A 2,356-nucleotide genomic window follows, 5' to 3' on the forward strand; every position below is an offset into this window, starting at 1 on the left:
AGGTGAAAACTGAGTCGATAGCTGTACATTCTGCCAATCGGTGCGATTATCGCCCGTCATCTATTCCGCGGCCTGGATTGAAGTGATGAACAAGCCTGACCTGCCTTCGATTCCAGTGTTCAAGCTCTACGGTGAAAGCCTGGATTGGCCGACCCCGGACTTGCTGCACTGTGAAACCATTTCCAAACGCAGCCGTGAACATCAATGGGAAATCAAGCCACACCGCCACGCCGATTTATGCCAGTTGCTCTTCGTATTCAAAGGTCAGGCCGAGCTTGAAATCGAAGGCAAACGCACGCAGCTCAAAGAACCGGCCATCCAGATCCTGCCACCGCTGTCGGTGCACGGTTTCCGGTTCTCAGAGGACGTCGAAGGGTTTGTGGTCACCCTGGCCGCGCCGCTGATCGCTCATCTGCAGCAGCAATTGGGACATTCGGTGAATGCCCTGGCCCAAGCCGAAAGCTATCCGGCGGGGGAGAACGGCGAGTACCTCAATAGCCTGTTCAGCGCCTTGCAGAACGAATACACCAGCCACCAACCGGCACGGGAAATGCTTATGCATTCCCTGGTGAGCGTGATCATGGTGTGGGTCAGCCGTCAGATGATCCAGCGTCATAGCGCCAATCAGCGACCGCAGCGTGCCCGGGAGTACCTCAACGGTTACATCCAGTTGGTGGAGGAGACTTATCGCCAGCACGTCAAAGTCGAGGATTTGGCCCATCGCCTGGGCATTTCCGTGTCCCATCTCAATGGCACGTGTCGTGAGCTGGCGGGGCAGCCGGCCTTGCAGATCATGCACGAGCGGCAGTTGCTGGAAGCCAAGCGCTTGCTGACCTACACCAGCATGACCATCTATGAAATGTCCGACGTGTTGGGGTTTTCTGATCCGACCAACTTCACGCGCCTGTTCCGACGCCGAGTGGGGATTTCACCCAAGGCATTCCGCGACCGCTTGAAGGCCGATCAGGACAACGAGGCCTGATCCCTTCGCTAACGGAGGGCATTAAGGGTCGCGTTGTGGGGAGTGCAATGCTCGAAATTGCAGCTGGCGGTCTCACGGGGCAGGTTGCGTAACTGCTCCACGCGCCAGGCAGCAGCGCCATACAAACCGAGCGTGACCGCGCAGGTGATGAAAATGGCGAGGTACCTTCTTGTTCTGATGTTCATGGCGTTGACCTCTGAACGAATACCCTTGGGTATTAATCTGAGCATAGAACAAGATCAAAAGATCGCAGCCTTCGGCAGCTCCTACAGGGTATGTGTGCACCTGTAGGAGCTGCCGAAGGCTGCGATCTTTTGCTTTTCAAAGGCCCACATCCCACGCAGGCTCTTCGGGAAACCTCTGCACCAGAAAATCCAGCAAGCTGCGCAACGCCGCCGGCATGTGCTTGCGCGAGGCGTATACCGCGTACACGTTCATCTGCCGAGGCTCGGCTTTGGGTAACAGCCGGACCAGTTCGCCGCTTTGGATATGCACGGAGGCCTGATACGTGGGTAGCATCGCCACCCCGGCACCGGCCATGGCGGCGCGCATTAACGTACTGGCTTCGTTGGCGCTGATGTTGCCCTGCACCGGCACCGAAACCTGCTCGCCGTCCTGCTCGAAATGCCAAAGGCTTTTGCCGAAGTAGGAGTGGGTCAGGCAATTGTGCTGGCTCAAGTCCTCGACCCGCTGTGGTGTCGAATGCTCACGCAGATAAGCAGGGGAGGCGCAGATCACCGAGCGGCAAACGGTCAGTCGACGGGCGATCAGGTTTGGGTCCAAATCGTTGCTGGTGCGAATCGCCAGATCGATGCGCTCATCCACCAGATTCACCGTGCGGTCGAGCATCTGCATATCGATGCTGACGCCAGGGTAAAGCTTGACGTACGCGGTTATGGCGTCGGCCAGTTGTGCCTGGCCGAACGAGGTGCTGACGCTGATCCGCAACAATCCACGCGGGGCGTCGTCCGGGACGCTGACGGCCGCTTGCATGTCGGTGGACAAATCGAGCATCTGCCGACAACGGGGCAGCACTTCGCTACCCGCTGCGGTCAGGCTCAATTTGCGTGTGGTGCGATGCATCAGGCGCGCACCGACCCAATCTTCCAGTTCCGCCAGATACCGCGAGACTACCGGCCGTGACAGCTCCAGATGATCGGCGGCTGCCGACTGGCTACCGAAGTCGACCACTGTGACGAACACGCGCATTGCTTGTAGACGATCCATGATTTGCCCGATTTCAGAAACAAACTATGGATAAGAATCGCATTTTTTGTGGTGAGTCAGGCAACTAAGCTCTTCTCCCAACACCTATCTCCGTAGGAGCGAGCTTGCTCGCGAAGGACGTCAACGATGACGCGCGCAGCCTGACAC

Annotated in this window: 2 protein-coding genes; one reads left to right on the forward strand and one right to left on the reverse strand. The window is 57.9% G+C overall.

Annotation, left to right across the window (positions count from 1 at the left end; all coding sequences use genetic code 11):
• The first annotated feature begins 85 nt into the window (after positions 1–85).
• The gene (locus ACRESJ_RS27425) at positions 86–982 is read left to right on the forward strand and encodes a helix-turn-helix domain-containing protein (RefSeq protein WP_431760660.1); all 897 of its coding nucleotides are present in this window, start codon (positions 86–88) and stop codon (positions 980–982) included.
• Between the two features lie 321 nt (positions 983–1,303).
• On the opposite strand, the gene ACRESJ_RS27430 is transcribed toward ACRESJ_RS27425, so the two are convergent.
• Positions 1,304–2,209 (reverse strand): LysR family transcriptional regulator, encoded by a 906-nt coding sequence (locus tag ACRESJ_RS27430; protein WP_431760661.1) that lies wholly within the window; start codon positions 2,207–2,209, stop codon positions 1,304–1,306.
• Between the last annotated feature and the right edge of the window lie 147 nt (positions 2,210–2,356).

This window comes from Pseudomonas sp., from assembly GCF_050739655.1.
Classification (GTDB): Bacteria; Pseudomonadota; Gammaproteobacteria; order Pseudomonadales; family Pseudomonadaceae; genus Aquipseudomonas.

Coding starts and splice junctions, on each gene's coding strand:
- ACRESJ_RS27425 (WP_431760660.1), top strand. CDS start 86: ATGAACAAGCCTGACCTGCCTTCGATTCCAGTGTTCAAGCTCTACGGT.
- ACRESJ_RS27430 (WP_431760661.1), bottom strand. CDS start 2,209: ATGGATCGTCTACAAGCAATGCGCGTGTTCGTCACAGTGGTCGACTTC.